The 15,802-nt window shown below is 59.0% G+C and carries 11 protein-coding genes, 1 pseudogene and 1 riboswitch; of the genes and pseudogenes, 4 read left to right on the top strand and 8 right to left on the bottom strand.

The genetic code is table 11. The features are described from left to right. The first annotated feature begins 59 nt into the window (after positions 1 to 59). Entirely contained in the window at positions 60 to 1,091 is a 1,032-nt protein-coding gene (sohB, locus tag ACIQVE_RS04690) for a protease SohB (protein WP_402805011.1), read from the top strand. An 80-nt stretch (positions 1,092 to 1,171) separates the two neighbouring features. Here the strand turns inward: sohB and ACIQVE_RS04685 are convergent, their stop codons facing one another. Both ACIQVE_RS04685 and ACIQVE_RS04680 read right to left on the bottom strand, forming a co-directional pair. Then, entirely contained in the window at positions 1,172 to 1,666 is a 495-nt protein-coding gene (locus ACIQVE_RS04685) for a DUF934 domain-containing protein (RefSeq protein WP_402805009.1), read from the bottom strand. Beyond that, the gene (locus ACIQVE_RS04680; protein ID WP_402805007.1) at positions 1,650 to 3,308 is read right to left on the bottom strand and encodes a nitrite/sulfite reductase; all 1,659 of its coding nucleotides are present in this window, start codon (positions 3,306 to 3,308) and stop codon (positions 1,650 to 1,652) included. Before ACIQVE_RS04680 ends, ACIQVE_RS04685 begins: the two co-directional genes overlap by 17 nt. A gap of 524 nt (positions 3,309 to 3,832) precedes the next feature. On the opposite strand from ACIQVE_RS04680, the gene ACIQVE_RS04675 reads away from it, so the two are divergent. Continuing rightward, positions 3,833 to 4,906: an ABC transporter substrate-binding protein gene (locus ACIQVE_RS04675; protein WP_402805005.1), complete on the top strand. Its 1,074-nt coding sequence runs from the start codon at positions 3,833 to 3,835 to the stop codon at positions 4,904 to 4,906. Between the two features lie 6 nt (positions 4,907 to 4,912). On the opposite strand, the gene ACIQVE_RS04670 is transcribed toward ACIQVE_RS04675, so the two are convergent. Together ACIQVE_RS04670 and metH are read right to left on the bottom strand one after the other, a co-directional pair. Beyond that, entirely contained in the window at positions 4,913 to 5,131 is a 219-nt protein-coding gene (locus tag ACIQVE_RS04670; protein WP_402805003.1) for a DUF2970 domain-containing protein, read from the bottom strand. Between the two features lie 143 nt (positions 5,132 to 5,274). After that, positions 5,275 to 8,985, bottom strand: a pseudogene (gene metH, locus ACIQVE_RS04665) (methionine synthase). 155 nt (positions 8,986 to 9,140) lie between these two features. Between metH and ACIQVE_RS04660 the strand changes: the two are divergent. Together ACIQVE_RS04660 and nfuA are read left to right on the top strand one after the other, a co-directional pair. After that, positions 9,141 to 11,435 carry a fatty acid cis/trans isomerase gene (locus tag ACIQVE_RS04660; protein ID WP_402805001.1) on the top strand — a complete coding sequence of 765 codons (2,295 nt, stop codon included), beginning with the start codon at positions 9,141 to 9,143 and terminating at the stop codon, positions 11,433 to 11,435. Between the two features lie 289 nt (positions 11,436 to 11,724). After that, positions 11,725 to 12,309: a Fe-S biogenesis protein NfuA gene (nfuA, locus tag ACIQVE_RS04655; RefSeq protein ID WP_003225494.1), complete on the top strand. Its 585-nt coding sequence runs from the start codon at positions 11,725 to 11,727 to the stop codon at positions 12,307 to 12,309. A gap of 202 nt (positions 12,310 to 12,511) precedes the next feature. Here nfuA and cobM read toward each other — a convergent pair whose 3' ends face one another. The 4 genes from cobM to ACIQVE_RS04635 all read right to left on the bottom strand — a co-directional run bounded on the left by cobM (position 12,512) and on the right by ACIQVE_RS04635 (position 14,658). Then, complete coding sequence (gene cobM, locus ACIQVE_RS04650) at positions 12,512 to 13,258, bottom strand: precorrin-4 C(11)-methyltransferase (protein ID WP_402804999.1); 747 nt, start codon at positions 13,256 to 13,258, stop codon at positions 12,512 to 12,514. A 79-nt stretch (positions 13,259 to 13,337) separates the two neighbouring features. After that, positions 13,338 to 13,751, bottom strand: coding sequence for a cobalamin biosynthesis protein (locus ACIQVE_RS04645; RefSeq protein WP_402804997.1), 414 nt, complete (start codon positions 13,749 to 13,751; stop codon positions 13,338 to 13,340). Further along, positions 13,748 to 14,449, bottom strand: a complete 702-nt coding sequence (locus ACIQVE_RS04640) for a CbtA family protein (RefSeq protein ID WP_402804996.1) — start codon at positions 14,447 to 14,449, stop codon at positions 13,748 to 13,750. Before ACIQVE_RS04640 ends, ACIQVE_RS04645 begins: the two co-directional genes overlap by 4 nt. Positions 14,450 to 14,460: 11 nt before the next feature. After that, positions 14,461 to 14,658: a CbtB domain-containing protein gene (locus tag ACIQVE_RS04635; protein WP_402804994.1), complete on the bottom strand. Its 198-nt coding sequence runs from the start codon at positions 14,656 to 14,658 to the stop codon at positions 14,461 to 14,463. Positions 14,659 to 14,778: 120 nt separating this feature from the next. Continuing rightward, a riboswitch (cobalamin riboswitch) is annotated at positions 14,779 to 15,001 on the bottom strand. Positions 15,002 to 15,802: the final 801 nt, after the last annotated feature.

Below are 15,802 nucleotides of genomic sequence, written 5' to 3'. Positions count from 1 at the left end.
GGTATGCTGGAACCATCACGCGTGGAAATCACATCCACGCTTCGTTTTGAGGAGTCTCTGTGGAGTTTTTCACCGAATACGCCAGTTTTCTGGCCAAGACCGTCACCTTGGTGATCGCCATTCTGGTGGTGCTCGCCAGTTTTGCCGCGTTGCGCAGCAAGGGGCGGCGCAAATCGGCGGGGCAGTTGCAGGTCAGCAAGCTCAATGATTTCTATAAAGGCCTGCGTGAGCGCCTGGAGCAGACCCTGCTCGACAAGGATCAACTGAAAGCCTTGCGCAAAAGCGAGGCCAAGTCCGAGAAGAGCGAGAAGAAGCAGAAGAAAAAGCCTGAGGCCAAACCACGGGTGTTCGTGCTGGATTTCGACGGCGACATCAAGGCTTCGGCCACCGAGAGTCTGCGTCATGAAATTACTGCGCTGCTGACCCTCGCCACGCCGAAGGACGAAGTTGTCCTGCGTCTGGAAAGCGGCGGCGGCATGGTCCACAGCTATGGTCTGGCGTCGTCGCAGCTGGCGCGTATCCGCGAAGCCGGCGTGCCCTTGACCGTGTGTATCGACAAAGTCGCGGCCAGTGGCGGCTACATGATGGCGTGCATCGGCGAGAAGATCATCAGTGCACCGTTCGCCATTCTCGGCTCGATCGGTGTGGTTGCGCAGTTGCCTAACGTCAATCGCCTGCTGAAGAAGCACGACATCGACTTTGAAGTGCTGACCGCCGGTGAGTACAAACGCACCCTGACCGTGTTTGGCGAAAACACCGAGAAAGGCCGTGAGAAGTTTCAGGAAGACCTGGACATCACCCACCAACTGTTCAAGAACTTCGTTGCCCGCTACCGTCCACAACTGGCCATCGATGACGTGGCGACCGGCGAAGTCTGGCTCGGCGTCGCGGCGCTGGACAAACAACTGGTCGATGAACTCAAAACCAGTGATGAATACCTCTCGCAGAAGGCCAAACAGGCCGAGGTTTACCACCTGCATTACGCCGAACGCAAAAGCCTGCAGGAGCGCATCGGCATGGCTGCCAGCGGTTCAGTAGATCGCGTGCTGCTGAGCTGGTGGAGTCGACTGACCCAGCAACGCTTCTGGTAAGTCAGTCAGGCATAAAAAAACGCCGGTCAATGACCGGCGTTTTTTTGTTCGCAGTTTTTTGTTAGCAGGAAGACTAAGCCTTAGCGGCGACGGAACAGCGGCAGCGGTTCGTCAGTGGCGGCCTGATAGGTCACCGAGAAGTCCTTGAGACCTTCCAGCGCTTCGTACGGATCTTTGTCCGCACGCACGGCAAAGGCGTCGAAACCGCAGCGGCGCAGGTAGAACAGTTGATCGCGCAGCACATCGCCAATTGCGCGCAGCTCGCCTTTGAAGCCATAGCGATCACGCAACAGGCGCGCGTTGGAGTAGTTGCGCCCGTCAGTGAACGCCGGGAAATTCAGCGCGATCACCTGGAACTGATCGACGTCTTCACCGATTTCCTCGGCTTCCTCGTCAGCGTCGAGCCATACGCCCAAGCCGCCATCGCGAGCCTTGAGCATGCGGCTGTGTTCACGCCACAGTTGCAGCGGAACGATCAGATCGTCGCAATTGCTGATCTCGTCGATGTTGAAATCCTTTGGCAGCAGGTGCCAGGTTTCGTCGACGACTTCGTTGTTCTTAATGATTCGCTGCATAGACGCGTTCCTTGAAGAGGTCGATGCCAATACGCTGATAGGTGTCGATGAAGCGCTCGTCTTCGGTACGTTGTTCCACGTACACGTCGATCAGCTTCGAGATCACGTCAGGCATGACTTCCTGAGCGAAGGACGGGCCGAGGATCTTGCCCAGGCTCGCATCACGGCTGGCGCTGCCGCCGAGGGAGACCTGATAGAACTCCTCACCTTTCTTGTCCACCCCGAGGATGCCGATGTGGCCGACGTGGTGGTGACCGCAAGCGTTCATGCAACCTGAGATGTTCAGGTCCAGTTCGCCGATGTCGAACAGGTAGTCGAGGTCGTCGAAACGACGCTGGATCGATTCGGCAATCGGGATCGACTTGGCGTTGGCCAGTGAGCAGAAATCACCGCCAGGGCAGCAAATGATGTCGGTCAGCAGGCCGATGTTCGGCGTGGCGAAACCGCCTTCACGCAACTCGCCCCACAGGGTGAACAGCTTGTCCTGCTCGACATCGGCAAGAATGATGTTCTGCTCGTGGGAGGTGCGCAGTTGACCGAAGCTGTAGCGCTCGGCCAGATCGGCGACGGCGTCGAGCTGCTTGTCAGTGATGTCGCCCGGCGCTACACCAGTCGGTTTAAGCGACAGGGTCACCGCCACATAACCCGGCTTCTTGTGCGCCAGGGTGTTGCGGGTACGCCAGCGGGCGAAACCTGGGTGCTCTTTGTCCAGATCGGCCAGTTGAGCAGTCTGGTTGTCCAGCGCCTTGTAGTCCGGATCGACGAAGTGCTTGGCGACGCGCTGCAGTTCGGCTTCGGTCAGCGTGGTCTGGCCACCGCGCAGGTGCTCCATTTCCGCATCGACTTTCTGCGCGAACACTTCAGGGGTGAGCGCCTTGACGAGGATTTTGATCCGCGCCTTGTATTTGTTGTCGCGACGACCATAGCGGTTGTAGACCCGCAGGATGGCGTCGAGGTAGCTCAACAGATCCTGCCACGGCAGGAACTCGTTGATGAATGCGCCGATGACCGGCGTACGACCTAGGCCACCACCAACCAGTACGCGGAAGCCGAGTTCGCCAGCTTCGTTGTGCACCGGCTCAAGACCGATGTCGTGGACTTCGATGGCCGCACGGTCAGCGGTCGAACCGTTAACGGCGATCTTGAATTTGCGCGGCAGGTAGGCGAATTCCGGATGGAAGGTCGTCCACTGACGGACGATCTCGCACCATGGGCGCGGGTCGATCAGCTCATCGGCAGCGACACCGGCGAACTGGTCGGTGGTGACATTGCGCAGGCAGTTGCCGCTGGTCTGGATTGCGTGCATTTGCACGGTGGCCAGCTCGGCGAGAATGTCCGGGATGTCTTCCACTGCCGGCCAGTTGAACTGCACGTTCTGCCGGGTACTGATGTGGGCGTAGCCCTTGTCGTAGTCACGGGCAATCTTGGCCATCATGCGCGTCTGGCGCGAAGTCAGTTGGCCGTAAGGCACCGCCACGCGCAACATCGGCGCAAAGCGCTGGATGTAGAGGCCATTTTGCAGGCGCAGAGGGCGGAATTCTTCTTCGCTCAGTTCACCTGCCAGATAGCGTCGGGTCTGATCACGGAACTGCTTGACGCGGTCCTCGATGATCCGCTGATCGTACTCGTCGTATACGTACATATAAGTCCTGTTCTCAGGCTTTGGGCTACTCGGAAAACGCTGCGTTTTCGCTTGCTGGAGTCCGATGTTGCCTCTGCAATTCTGCGCGCACGGCCGCGCGCTCCCTAAGGGAGCCGGGGCAATATACCCGTTTGCAGTTATGCGCAAAAGTGATGTTTGAGTATATGTAAAGAACCAAATCGCCTAACGATAACAGTTATTAACTAATCCACATTTGTCGTGCGGACAATCATCGTCTTAACTGTGGTCGAGTCTTTCTGCAATCACCGATAAAACCGATAAGAGGCGATGCAATGAGCAACCCGACCAAAGCAAGAAAAAACGATAGCAGTGTCGATGCGTGGGCCATTTTGTTCCTGATCATTCTCGTCGTAGGAACAGCGGTATTCTGGGTCAGCCATCAGTAAACGACCCGTCCGGGCCCACTCCCGACGATTGTCGGACAAAAGGCGGGATCAGGCGTCGATAGCCGGTGGTTCGAGGGCTATAATGCGCGGCCATTTTTCCTCGGGCCCGGATGCTTCATGTTCAAGTTTCTCCACATCAGCCTTGTCCTGCTCGGCACATTGTTCGCGACTGCTGCGCGGGCGGAGTCGGTGCTGTTCCTGAATCCGGGGTCGACACAGGAAACGTTCTGGGTCAGCTACTCGCAATTCATGCAGGCAGCCGCCCGCGATCTGGGCGTCGATCTGCAAATTCTCTATTCCCATCGTCAGGCCGAATTGACCTTGGCTCAGGCCCGCCTTGCATTGCAGGGCCCCAATCGCCCCGATTACCTGATGTTCGTCAACGAGCAATACGTTGCGCCGCAAATCCTGCGCTTGGCGCAAAACAGTGGCGTGAAATTGTTCATCGTCAATGCTGCGCTGACCCCCGATCAGCAGACGCTGGTGGGCGAACGCAGCGACCGGATCGGCAGTCTGGTGACCAACGATGAGGAGGGCGGCTACCTGATGATGAAGGAGCTGATTCGCCTGCACCCGCCCGTGAACAAGGGTGAGCAGATTGAAGTACTGGCCTTCTCCGGTCTGAAAATCACTCCGTCGGCGCAACTGCGCGAACACGGCATGCAGCGCGCACTGGCCGAGCATCCGCAAGTGCGTTTGCGGCAACTGGTCTACAGCGGCTGGACGCAACAACGCGCCTATGAACAGGCCAAACAGTTGTTCGCCCGTTATCCGCAGGTGTCATTGGTGTGGTCGGCCAACGATGAAATGGCGTTCGGCGCGATGCGTGCCTATACCGAGAGCGGCAAAGTTCCCGGCAAGGATGCGTTGTTCAGTGCGGTCAACACGTCCCGCACCGCATTGCAGGCGGTGGTCGACGGTCGCTTGAGCGCGTTGGTCGGCGGGCACTTTACCCTTGGCGGCTGGGCGCTGGTCGAGTTGCATGACTATGATCAAGGAGTGGATCTGGATCAGTACGGCGGCCGCGACCGTCAGTTGCCATTGCTGCAACTGATCGACAAAACCCAGGCGCGGCACATGCTCGCCATGGGCAAGTCGGCGGGCTACAACGTGAATTTTCGCAAGCTCTCGGCCAAGGGTCGGCCGATCTCCTACCGGTATCCGTTCACGCTGCAAACCCTGATGCGCTGAAGCCCGTCAAACCCCGGCGAAATGCAGCACCAGTTTGACGATGGCAAACAGCGCCAAAGCAAACACCGCCGTGAACAGAATGCCCAACATCACGAAATGGCTGGGCTTGCCATGGGTGAAGTCCCTTGCCCGGTTCTTGCCGCTTTGCACCCCGAACGCCGCCGCCATCACGCTGTGCAGCATTTGCCAGAAGCTCGGCGGCTTGTTGTCGACTGGATCGTCCATAAATCCCTCGTCTGCCTTGTGTGTCAGACAAGCATAGCCAACCCTTTGAAGAACACCGCAAAACCCTTGTAGAAGTCAGTTCAATCACATTCCCTGTGGGAGCTGGCAAGCCAGCTCCCACAGGGTAATGCGCTGAAGCTGGATTAGTTGTCGTAACCCAGATTCGGCGCCAGCCAACGTTCGGTCACGCTCAGCTCCTGACCTTTACGCGAGGTGTAGCTCTGCACTTGGTCCTTGTCGACTTTGCCCACGGCAAAGTACTGCGCCTGCGGGTGAGCGAAGTACCAGCCGCTGACCGCTGCCGCCGGGAACATGGCGTAGTGTTCGGTGAGGAACACACCGCTGCGACCGGCGCGCATTTCGGCGGCCTCAGGGTCGAGCAGAGCGAACAGCGCGGCTTTCTCGGTGTGATCCGGGCAGGCCGGATAGCCCGGGGCTGGGCGAATGCCGCTGTATTGCTCTTTGATCAGCGCTTCGTTGTCGAGCACTTCGTCCTTGGCGTAACCCCAGTGTTCTTTACGCACCTGCTGGTGCAGCCACTCGGCGCAAGCCTCGGCCAAGCGGTCGGCGAGGGCCTTGACCATAATCGAGTTGTAATCGTCGCCGGCGTCCTGATAAGCCTTTGCCACTTCCTCGGCACCGATGCCGGCAGTGGTGATGAAACCACCGACGTAGTCAGTCACTTCGCTGTCTTTGGGCGCAACGAAGTCGGCCAGCGAGAAGTTCGGCTTGCCGTCGGTCTTGATGATCTGCTGACGCAGGTGATGCAGTTTGGCCAATGGCTTGCCGTCATCGCCATAGACTTCGATGTCGTCATCGCGCACCTGATTGGCCGGCCAGAAACCGAACACGGCGCGGGCGCTGATCAGTTTCTCGTCGATCAGTTTGGCAAGCATTTCCTGGGCGTCGGCATACAGAGAGGTGGCGGCTTCACCGACCACTTCGTCTTCGAGGATGCGCGGGAACTTGCCGGCCAGATCCCAAGAGATGAAAAACGGCGTCCAGTCGATGTATTCGGCCAAGACCTTGAGGTCGATGTTGTCCAGCACGCGGGCTCCGGTAAAGGTCGGTTTGACCGGCGTGTAGGTGCTCCAGTCAAACTGCGGCTTCTTGGCAATCGCCGCCGGATAGCTCAGGCGCTCGGTACGGGCGCTACGGTTTGCGGTGCGTTCGCGCACTTCAACGTATTCGGCGCGGGTTCTTTCGACGAAACCGGCCTTCAGCTCCTTGGACAGCAATTGTGTCGCCACGCCCACGGCGCGGGAGGCGTCGGTCACGTAGACCACCGCGTCGTTGCTGTATTTCGGTTCGATCTTCACCGCCGTGTGGGCTTTGGAGGTGGTCGCGCCACCGATCATCAACGGCAGGTGGAAGTCCTGACGCTGCATTTCGCGGGCAACGTGGACCATTTCATCCAGCGATGGGGTGATCAGGCCGGACAGGCCAATGATGTCGCACTTCTGTTCTTTGGCGACCTGGAGGATTTTCTCCGCCGGCACCATCACACCGAGGTCGACGATGTCATAGCCATTACAACCGAGCACCACGCCGACGATGTTCTTGCCGATGTCGTGCACGTCGCCTTTCACCGTGGCCATGAGGATTTTGCCCTTGGCTTCTGGCTTGTCGCCTTTTTCCAGTTCGATGAACGGGATCAAGTGGGCCACTGCCTGCTTCATCACACGGGCGGATTTCACCACCTGCGGCAGGAACATTTTGCCGGCGCCGAACAGGTCGCCAACGATGTTCATGCCCGACATCAACGGACCTTCGATGACTTCGATCGGGCGGCTGAACGACTGCCGGGATTCCTCTGTATCTTCAACAATATGCGTGGTGATGCCTTTGACCAGCGCGTGCTCCAGGCGCTTGTTGACGGGCCAGCCGCGCCACTCTTCGGTCTCGGCTTCCTTGACGCTGCCGTCGCCCTTGTACTTGTCGGCGATGGCGAGGAGGGCGTCGGTGCCTTCCGGCGTGCGGTTGAGCACCACGTCTTCGACGGCGTCACGCAGCTCGGCCGGGATCTGGTCGTAGATCTCCAGCTGACCGGCGTTGACTATACCCATGGTCAGGCCGTTGCGGATCGCGTACAGCAGGAACACCGAGTGAATCGCCTCGCGTACCGGGTTGTTGCCTCGGAACGAGAACGACACGTTGGACACGCCACCGGAGGTCAGCGCATACGGCAGTTCGTCGCGGATGTAAGCGCAGGCATTGATGAAGTCGACCGCATAGTTGTTGTGTTCTTCGATGCCGGTGGCCACGGCGAAGATGTTCGGGTCGAAGATGATGTCTTCCGGCGGGAAGCCGACTTCGTTGACCAGAATGTCGTAGGAGCGTTTGCAGATTTCTTTCTTGCGCGCTTCGGTGTCGGCCTGGCCGGCTTCGTCAAACGCCATCACCACCACCGCAGCGCCGTAGCGCTTGCACAGTTTGGCGTGGTGGATGAACTGCTCGACGCCTTCTTTCATGCTGATCGATTTGAAGATGCCCTTGCCCTGAATTCACTTGAGGCCGGCTTCGATCACTACAAATTTCGAGGAGTCGATCATGATCGGTACGCGGGAGATGTCCGGTTCGCCGGCGATCAGATTGAGGAAGGTGACCATCGCCTTCTTCGAATCGAGCATCCCTTCGTCCATGTTGATGTCGATCACTTGGGCGCCGGCTTCGACCTGCTGCAGGGCGACTTCCAGCGCTTCGGTGTAGTTGTCTTCACGAATCAGGCGGGCGAACTTGGCCGAGCCGGTGATGTTGGTGCGTTCGCCAACGTTGACGAACAGCGAGCTGCGATCAATGGTGAACGGCTCAAGACCCGACAGGCGGCAAGCCTTGGGAATGTCCGGAATCTGACGCGGCGCGTAACCGGCCACGGCTTTGGCGATGGCTTCGATGTGGCCCGGGGTGGTGCCGCAGCAGCCGCCAACGATGTTGAGGAAGCCGCTCTGGGCGAACTCTTCGATGACTTTGGCGGTTTCCGACGGCAGTTCGTCGTACTCGCCGAATTCGTTCGGCAGGCCGGCGTTCGGGTGCGCGGAAACGTGGGTGCTGGCCTTGTTCGACAGCTCTTCCAGGTACGGACGCAATTCACTGGCGCCCAGTGCGCAGTTCAGGCCGACCGAAATCGGCTTGGCGTGGGCCACGGAGTTCCAGAACGCTTCGGTGGTCTGGCCCGACAAGGTCCGGCCGGACGCATCGGTGATTGTCCCGGAAATCATGATCGGCAATTCGATGTGCAACTCTTCGAACACACCTTGCACGGCAAAGATCGCCGCTTTGGCGTTGAGCGTGTCGAAGATGGTTTCGATCAGGATCAGGTCGGCGCCGCCCTCGATCAGACCTTTGGTGGCCTCGGTGTAGTTCTCCACCAGCTCATCGAAGGTGACGTTGCGGTAGCCGGGGTTGTTCACATCTGGCGACAGCGAGCAGGTGCGGCTGGTCGGGCCGAGCACGCCGGCGACGAAGCGTGGCTTGTCCGGGTTCTCGGCGGTCTTGGCATCGGCGACCTTGCGGGCCAGGCGCGCGCCTTCTACGTTGAGTTCGTAGGCCAGCTCTTCCATGCCGTAGTCGGCCATTGAAATGCGCGTGGCGTTGAAGGTGTTGGTTTCCAGAATGTCCGCACCGGCATCCAGATAGGCTTTCTCGATGCCGCCGATGACGTCTGGGCGGGTGATCACCAACAGGTCGTTGTTGCCCTTGACGTCACTCGGCCAGTGCGCGAAGCGTTTGCCGCGATAATCCTGCTCTTCGAGCTTGTAGCTCTGGATCATCGTGCCCATGCCGCCGTCGAGTATCAGGATGCGCTCTTTGAGTGCTTGCTTGAGAGCTTGAAGGCGGACGCTGCGATCGGACATTTGGACTACTCGGAAAGACCATTACGAAGGAGCGGGATCATAACAAACCTGTGTGGTTTTGGAGCATGTGGCGGTTTTGCATGAATATCGCTCATGTTGGTACGAGCGTCATACTGTAGTATCGCGTCGTTTTTTTCAGGATCGGGATCTTGGGCATGTCGTACCGCGTCATCAGCATCTTTTTGATGTTATTCAGCTGGGGCGCCAATGCGCAGGATCCCGCTATTTCGGCTTCCATTTCGTATAGCCGCGACATTCAACCGATCTTCACCGAGAAGTGCGTGGCTTGCCATGCGTGCTACGACTCGGCCTGCCAGCTCAATCTGGGCAGTGGCGAAGGCGCGGGGCGTGGTGCGAGCAAAATGCCGGTTTACGACGGTGAGCGCAGTCAGGCGGCGCCGACCACGCGATTGTTCTACGACGCTTTTGGTAAACGCGCCTGGCAGCAGAAAGGCTTTTACTCTGTGCTCGACGCCCAGGGCAGTCAGGCTGCGCTGATGGCGCGCATGCTGGAGTTGGGACACAAGACGCCGTTGACGCCCAACGCCAAACTGCCTGAAGACATCGTGCTCGGTCTCAATCGTCAGAACATGTGCGCGGTGCCCGCCGAGTTCGACGGCTACGCCGGCACTCACCCGAAAGAGGGCATGCCGCTGGCCGTCACTGGGCTGACCGATCAGCAATACCAGACTTTGCAGCGCTGGCTGGCTTCGGGTGCGCCCATCGACGAGCAAGGCCTGGCGCCGAGTGCGCAAGAGGCGTTGCAGATTGTTCAGTGGGAAAACCTGCTCAACAGCCCCGGTGCCCGCGAAAGCCTGGTCGGACGTTGGTTGTATGAGCACTTGTTCCTCGCGCACATCTATTTCAAGGATGGCGAACCGGGGCATTTTTTCCAGTGGGTGCGTTCGCGCACGCCGACCGGTCAGCCGATCGACCTGATCGCTACCCGTCGCTCCAACGATGATCCGGGTACGCAGGTGTATTACCGCTTATGGCCAGTGCAAGGGGTGATCGTGCACAAGACGCACATCACCTATCCGCTGAGTGCGGCGAAGATGGCGCGGGTCAAAAGCCTGTTCTATAGCGGCAACTGGCAGGTCAACGCGCTGCCGGGTTACGGCCCGCAGAGCCGGGCCAATCCGTTCGTCACGTTCGAGGCGATTCCGGCGCAGGCGCGCTATCAGTTCATGCTCGATAACGCTGAATACTTCGTCCGCACGTTCATTCGCGGTCCGGTGTGTCGGGGTCAGATTGCGACCGACGTGATTCGCGACAACTTCTGGGCACTGTTTCAGGCACCGGAACATGACCTGTATGTCACCGATCCGAACTATCGCGGCCAGGCCACGCCATTGCTGGCCATGCCCGGGCAGAATGACGATGTCGGCAGCGTGCTGAGCCTGTGGCGCAACTATCGCGACAAACGCAATGAATACGAGGCCCTGCGCCGTGACAGTTACGCCGACCTGCCGGCGCCGAGCTGGTCGACCCTGTGGGCCGGCAACGACAACGCGCTGCTGAGCATCTTCCGCCACTTCGACAGCGCCTCGGTGACTAAAGGCCTGATCGGCGAAGTGCCTCAGACGATGTGGCTGTTCGACTACCCGCTGCTCGAGCGCACCTATTACCAGTTGGCGGTCAACTTCGATGTGTTCGGCAACGTCTCGCATCAGGCACAAACCCGGCTGTACTTCGATTTGATTCGCAACGGCGCCGAGCAAAATTTCCTGCGCCTGATGCCCGCCGATTCCCGCGAGGACTACCTCGACGATTGGTACCAGAGCGGCGGCCAGTTCAAGATGTGGATGGATTACGAAGCCATTGACGACGACACACCGACCGCGCTGAAACTCGATGAGAAGGACCCCAAGCACGACTTCGCCATGCAACTGCTCGCGCGCTACGGCGACCTTAATGCGCGGCCAGACCCGATCAACCGTTGCGACGGCGCTTATTGCTCGCGGCCGAATATCGATCCGGCGTTGCAAAATGCCGAACAGGCGCTAAGCCGGCTGACATCACGCCCGGCTGCTGGCCTGAAAGTCATCGATCAGTTGCCGGAAGCGACCCTGCTGCGTATCGAAACGGCCAGCGGTAAACGCGAGGTATATAGCCTGATACGCAACCGTGCGCACAGTAACGTGGCGTTCCTGCTCGGCGAGTCTTTGCGCTATCAGCCGGGGCTGGATACGTTGACCATTTATCCAGGTGTGCTCAGTAGTTATCCGAACTTCATCTTCAACGTTCCCGCCAATCAAGTGCCGACGTTCGTCGGTGCAATGGAGAATGCCAAAGATGCCAACCGTTTCGAAAAGATCGTCGAACGCTGGGGCATTCGCCGCAGTCATCCGCAATTCTGGTTCTATTTCCACGATTTGAGTCAATACATCCATGAAACCGATCCGGTGGAAGAGGGCGTGTTGGACATGAACCGCTACGAGAATCTTTAATCGATGCCTGCGGTCACCCTTTCTGACTAGACCCAAATCCCTGTGGGAGCTGGCTTGCCAGCGATGAGGTAGGCACTTCAGCATTGATGTTGCCTGACACTCCGTCATCGCGGGCAAGCCCGCTCCCACAGGGTGAAGTGTTGTACTTACGATTTCAGTGCAGGCCCCACATGCGTCAAGACCCGAATAGACGGTGAACCTGTCGAGAATCATTCCTGACAAAAATACTAGGACTTTGTCCGGCGCAACGATTGGCGTAAACTCCGCCACAAGCCTGCGAGGAGTTTCCATGACCGCTATTACCATTACTGACGCCGCCCACGATTACCTGGCCGATCTGCTCTCCAAGCAGAACACCCCGGGCATCGGCATCCGCGTCTTCATCACCCAGCCTGGCACCCAGTACGCCGAAACCTGCATTGCCTACTGCAAGCCGGGCGAAGAAAAACCTGAAGACACCGCGCTGGGGCTGAAAAGCTTCACTGCTTATATCGATTCGTTCAGCGAAGCGTTTCTCGATGACGCCGTTGTCGATTACGCCACCGACCGCATGGGCGGCCAGCTGACCATCAAGGCGCCAAACGCCAAAGTGCCGATGGTCAACGCCGACAGCCCGGTCAACGAGCGCATCAACTACTACCTGCAAACCGAAATCAACCCGGGGCTGGCCAGCCACGGCGGTCAGGTCAGCCTGATCGATGTGGTTGAAGACGGCATCGCTGTTTTGCAGTTTGGCGGCGGTTGCCAAGGTTGCGGTCAGGCCGACGTGACCCTGAAGGAAGGCATCGAGCGCACCTTGCTTGAGCGCATTCCGGAGCTCAAAGGCGTTCGCGACGTGACCGACCATACGCAGAAAGAAAACGCCTACTACTAAGTCAGGTGTTCACTGCGAACATAAAAAACGGCACCCGTGAGTGCCGTTTTTTTATGCCTGACTGTTTTATATGGCCAGACACTTAACCTGTGGCGAGGGGGTTTATCCCCGTTGGGTCGCGCAGCGGCCCCAGAAATGGTACTGCTGCGCAGTTCAACGAGGCGGTGCGACGTTTCGCTCAATCCCCTCGCCACAATTGCTTTCAGGGTCGGTAAAGGTGCGCATGCCCGGCGCGATACAGCGATGACTCGCTGAACACCTCACTCCCCAACACCCGCCCAACCAGAATCAACGCCGTGCGCCGAAACCCTTTGGCGGCGACCTTCTCGGCGATATCCGCGAGCGTCCCCACGACCCAATCCTGATCCGGCCAGGTCGCTCGGTGAATTACCGCGATCGGGCAATCCGCGCCGTAATGCGGCAGCAATTCAGTCAGGATCTTTTCCAGATGATTGACCCCCAGATGAATCGCCATTGTCGCGCCATGCTGCGCCAGACTGCCCAACTCTTCGCCGGCCGGCATTGCCGTTTTGTCGGCGTAACGGGTGAGGATCACGCTCTGCGACACATCCGGCAGGGTCAGTTCTGCACCCAACAACGCCGCGCATGCCGCTGTCGCCGTCACTCCCGGGATGATTTCAAACGGGATATTCAGTTCTCGTAAATAGCGAATCTGCTCGCCAATCGCGCCATACAGACTCGGGTCCCCCGAATGCACCCGCGCCACATCCTGGCCGTTGGCATGGGCGGTTTTGATCAGATCGATGATCTGTTCCAGATGCAATTCAGCGCTGTTGACCAGTGTCTCTGCCTGATGACCGTCCAGCACCGCCGCCGGCACCAGCGAACCTGCGTAGATGATCACCGGGCAACTGCGGATCAGCCGCTGGCCTTTGACGGTGATCAATTCCGGGTCGCCGGGGCCGGCACCGATGAAGTAAACGGTCATCGTAGAATCCTTGGGAAAGAGGCGCGGCAATGCTTCAGATGAAGATTGCTCATGATTGATGGCGGGGATTATCGGGAATTTACGCGGCGCCGGCCAATGCCAGCGTTGCCTGAGCGTATTTTTGTCGGGAAATCAGTAGCTTTGCCGGTGCCTGAATCAACTGTTCGGCAAGTGCCAACGCGGCACTTTCCGCTACGCCATAACAACCGGTTCGCTCGAAGGCAATTTGCGAGTGGTGGCTCAGTTGCTGTTCATAATTGGCCAACTCCTCACTGCTGAAGTACAGCAGCGGCAGGGCCAGTTGTTCGGCGAGTTCCTGCAAACCGGGTTCATCGCGCTTCAAGTCGATACTGGCCAAAGCCTTCACCGCATGCAGTTCGATGCGATGAGCTTGCAACGCTTGATCGAGTAACGCGCGCAGCGTGCTGGCAGGGCAGCCGCGCTGGCAGCCCAGTCCGACCACGAAGGTCGGCGCTGCGCTGTCATTCGTCATGCGTGGTATTGACCAGCGTTATTGCGGCGGAACAACCATGCACTGATCAGGCCCAGGGCCAGCCAGAACGCTACGTTGGTCAACTGCGAAGCGATTTTGAACTGCGCTTCCAGCGCTTCAGGAGCGAGCATCGAATGCACTTCGGGTTGCGGTGCGCCGATCACGTGCGGTACGGCGAGAATGGCCATGCCGAGAATTTTCATCAACCAATGACGGCTGAACGCAATCAACGCCAAACCCGCAGCGGTTGACGCGGCGGTGCTGATCCACCACAACTGCCGCGAAGCCAGATCCGCCGCCGCAGTGCCCGGCAGTTCAGGTGGCAGGCCCAGGGTCGGCGCGAGAACGAACGTCGCGTAACCGGCCAGGCCCCAGAGCAGACCTTGCGAGGTTTTGGTCGGCGCGCGCAGGGTGTAGAGGCCGGCGAGCATCAGAGCAAAACCCACGGCCACCACCAGATTGCCGCCCGTGGTCGAGACTATGCGCTGCCAGCCGTCTTGCGGCTCCCAGGCTTCGGCATCATGGGTGTGGGCGGCGGTGCCGGCGGCGTGTTCGTGAACCGCGGCAACAGGTTCGGATTTTTCATAGGTTTCGGCTTGAAGAATCAGCGGCGACACCCAGAAACTTTGCAGCAGTGTGAGGAGCAGGGCGGCCAGCAGACCGGTGAAACCTGCGGTTTGCGCAATTCGCTTGATCATGTCGGCAGGTCTCAGTGGCACGGGAACGCGGCGCTGTGGCGGGTATCGTGAGCTGCGTTGTGCACGGCTTCGATGTGCGAGAAACCAGCAAAATAAACCAGGCCTGCACCCAGGATCGACGCGAAAATGGCGGCGGTCAGGCGTTGGCTCAGGGTGGTGGTGCTGGAGATTTTGTCCGTGTTGCTGCCGGTGCTGGTGATGATTGACATGGCGCTTCCCTCTGGAATGTCAGCAGGTGAATAGAGCGCATGAAAACCCCTGCGGCGCGTGGCACGCAGAGGTTCAAACAGCGCCCGCCCACCGCGGGTTTGTTATGTGCAGCACGCCAATGCGCGCTGTGTGTTGCGGGCCGGTCTCCGGGCTCACGAGGGGTTGGCGTCAGGCCGACCTGCAAGCGTCACCTTCCCATGCCGCAATGGCACAGTGGATCTGACGCTTCGCTCGCTTACCGTTGCGGGGGCAGCACCGGACTGACATGGCTTTGAGTAAAGCACATGATTCACCGGTTTCCCGTTTCACCCTGTGAAGGGCACCCGTAACAAGGTGTGTAGGAGAGCATGGGGTTGGGTTTTTAGTCAATTTTTTGGGGTGGATCCGTTGCTGCGGGTGGGGCTGATTAGGGTTCCGCCCTTACGGCGGGTCACTTTTTCCAGACGCCGAAAAAGTAACCAAAAAGGCTTTACCCTGACGTTCGGCCCGCTCGCTGGGGCTCGGGGTTCCTTCGCTCCGGGACTGATCCGGGCGCATCGCCTCCGGTTTGCTGCGCTGCACCTCCTCTCGATGTGTTTGGCTTCGCCAAACGGTCGCTGCGCTCCCACCCCCGGATCAATCCCTCCACTCAGCCTGCCGACGGGGCCTTGAGATCAAGAGCTGCACTCGAGCTAACGCTCATTGTGTTGAGTGGTGAAAGGCAATGCGTTCGGCTTTTGATTTGTGGTGAATTTGCCCCTCACCCCAGCCCTCTCCCCAGGGAGAGGGGGCCGATTTCTGTTGGTTTCAAAACTTATACTCGACTCGGTATCCCACGTCGGCGCACCTCGCCCAATCGCCTCGGTCAGTCCCCTCTCCCTCAGGGAGAGGGCTAGGGTGAGGGGCTTTTGATCTGGCTTTTGATCTGGCTTTTGATGTTGCTCTTGCTCTTAGCCCCCTTCGGCAGACCGAGCGAAGGTGTTCATCCGGGGGTTAGGCGCGCAGCGCCGTGCGGCGAAGCCGCATCCATCGAGAGGAGGTGCCGCGAAGCAAACCGCAGGCGACTGCCCCCGGATGGCCACCGTAGCGAGGGAACACTGAGCCTCAGCGAAGCGCCGTACGGCGGGGCAAAGTCTTTTGGTTCCTTTTTGGCGTTTGAAAAAG

The sequence above is a fragment of the Pseudomonas sp. NPDC098747 genome, from assembly GCF_044760045.1.
In the GTDB taxonomy this organism is placed as follows: domain Bacteria; phylum Pseudomonadota; class Gammaproteobacteria; order Pseudomonadales; family Pseudomonadaceae; genus Aquipseudomonas.
Note: the sequence above shows the minus strand (reverse complement) of the source record. Positions and strands in the feature narration are given on the sequence as shown.

Excerpts from the sequence above, each read along its gene's own strand:
- ACIQVE_RS04685 (WP_402805009.1), bottom strand. The coding sequence starts at position 1,666 with ATGCAGCGAATCATTAAGAACAACGAAGTCGTCGACGAAACCTGGCAC.
- ACIQVE_RS04680 (WP_402805007.1), bottom strand. The coding sequence starts at position 3,308 with ATGTACGTATACGACGAGTACGATCAGCGGATCATCGAGGACCGCGTC.
- ACIQVE_RS04675 (WP_402805005.1), top strand. The coding sequence starts at position 3,833 with ATGTTCAAGTTTCTCCACATCAGCCTTGTCCTGCTCGGCACATTGTTC.
- ACIQVE_RS04670 (WP_402805003.1), bottom strand. The coding sequence starts at position 5,131 with ATGGACGATCCAGTCGACAACAAGCCGCCGAGCTTCTGGCAAATGCTG.
- ACIQVE_RS04660 (WP_402805001.1), top strand. The coding sequence starts at position 9,141 with ATGTCGTACCGCGTCATCAGCATCTTTTTGATGTTATTCAGCTGGGGC.
- nfuA (WP_003225494.1), top strand. The coding sequence starts at position 11,725 with ATGACCGCTATTACCATTACTGACGCCGCCCACGATTACCTGGCCGAT.
- cobM (WP_402804999.1), bottom strand. The coding sequence starts at position 13,258 with ATGACCGTTTACTTCATCGGTGCCGGCCCCGGCGACCCGGAATTGATC.
- ACIQVE_RS04645 (WP_402804997.1), bottom strand. The coding sequence starts at position 13,751 with ATGACGAATGACAGCGCAGCGCCGACCTTCGTGGTCGGACTGGGCTGC.
- ACIQVE_RS04640 (WP_402804996.1), bottom strand. The coding sequence starts at position 14,449 with ATGATCAAGCGAATTGCGCAAACCGCAGGTTTCACCGGTCTGCTGGCC.
- ACIQVE_RS04635 (WP_402804994.1), bottom strand. The coding sequence starts at position 14,658 with ATGTCAATCATCACCAGCACCGGCAGCAACACGGACAAAATCTCCAGC.